Genomic DNA, 1806 nt, shown 5'->3' with positions numbered 1-1806 from the left:
AAGAGAATGAGGCCAACATCCACCCAGTATTGGTTGGGCAGCGCCCGTGCCAGCACTGGGGACGCAGCTATACGCCAGTAGGCCCTGCTGCTCATGCCCCATTGGTAAGCCAGATCCGGCCGTACCCCGAGGCGTTGCATCTGTGCGATACGGGTACGTATCCGTTTCCATTGCTTCCACAGGATTTGGCGCATCCGGCGCCTGAACCACTGATCAAGGTCGGAGAACTTTCCCGGTGTCTGTGACAGCCGGAAGTAGCCCATCCACCCCCGAACGTAGCGGTTCAATTGCTCGATGCGGTATTCCATGGAGACACTCCACTTCCGCGAGGTCAGCGCCTTGATCCGCGCCTTCATGCGTTTGAACGCCTTCGCAGCGATCCGGATCTTGACCCCGGCCTTGGTGGAGTAGAACCCGAAACCCAGCAACGTTGCAACACTTGCCGGATTGATCACGGATTTCTCCCGGTTCACCCTCAATTTCAGGTCTGATTCAAGGACTTTCGTCGCCTGTACCAGCACCCGTTGCGCGGCCCTTTTCGACTTCACAAAGATTCTGATGTCATCGGCGTACCTAACGAAACGGTGCCCACGATCCCAGAACACCTGGTCAAAGTCATCCAGCATGATGTTCGAAAGCAACGGAGACAGGGGCGACCCCTGAGGGGTGCCCTCCGTTGTTTCCCTCCGCACACCGTCGGCCATGATCCCCGCTTCAAGATAGCGACGAACCAATTTCAGGACCCGCTTGTCTTTCACTTTCCGTGCAACCCTGGCCATGAGCACGTCATGGTTCACCCGGTCAAAGAACGCATCTAGGTCAACCTCAACAACCCACCGATACCCCTGTCCGATCACCGTTTGGGCGACCTTCACGGCATCATGGGCGCTCCTGCCCGGCCGGAACCCATACGAGACCGGCACGAACCCCGGATCAAAGACCGGGGACAGGACTTGCGCGATTGCCTGCTGAATCAACCGATCCAGCACGGACGGCACCCCCAGCATCCGCTCCCCGCCGTCAGGCTTTGGAATCATCACCTGACGCCCCGGCAACGGAGCATAAGTACCCGCATCCAACGCTTCCCGGACCTGCACCCAATGTTCCAGGCACCAGGCACGGAGTTCATCCGTACCCAACCCGTCAACACCGGCAGCACCACGATTACGCTCAACACGTTTCAACGCGACCATCAGGTTCTGCCGGGAGAAAACCTTCTCCCAAAGATCCTGCTGGTCCCTGACGTCATCCCCGATACCCGCCGGAATCTCACTACTACGCACAGACAGGGGCCCTCCCGGATTCACCGGTACCTCCAACAAACCATCTGCTCCACTCCTCATGGATTTACTGCGATGACAATGAGTCACGAGAAATACCGCTTCAAACCATCAATTCCCAACGTTCAGCCCTTCCCCACCACCCAGCAGATCCCGGTGGGTACTATGGCCTCGGCTGACTTCTGCCCCATCAGTGACGACCCTTAGAGCCGCACCGCTCCACCCCAAGTTGCAGGATGGCGCACTAGGACAGACCTCCCCAGATAAGAACATTTACTTTCCCCCTGCCGCCGCCGCATTTACACACTGGCCGTTTCGGTGGAACGGGCTTCACCGTCTTCGGCCGACTTACCCCAACCAGCATGCCTTCTATGCGGTTCGTGTCCCTCGGTGCAGGGCTTTGCCTCCGGCTTCCTCCCCACCCCACCTCACGGTGACGCAGTTGCCATCAGCTAGAAGTTAAACCACCTTCTCCTCCAGAGGACTTTCACCTCCAAGCAAATGCCCATGCTGGGCGTACCGAAAA

General features: G+C 58.3%; 1 protein-coding gene. It reads right to left on the bottom strand.

Annotated features, from left to right (window positions below; all coding sequences use genetic code 11):
• A partial coding sequence (gene ltrA / locus G6N77_RS19410) for a group II intron reverse transcriptase/maturase (RefSeq protein ID WP_338083842.1) occupies positions 1–1283 on the bottom strand: 1283 nt, incomplete at its 3' end.
• Between the last annotated feature and the right edge of the window lie 523 nt (positions 1284–1806).

This window comes from Arthrobacter silviterrae, from assembly GCF_011045165.1.
Lineage (GTDB): Bacteria > Actinomycetota > Actinomycetes > Actinomycetales > Micrococcaceae > Specibacter > Specibacter silviterrae.
Note: the sequence above shows the minus strand (reverse complement) of the source record. Positions and strands in the feature narration are given on the sequence as shown.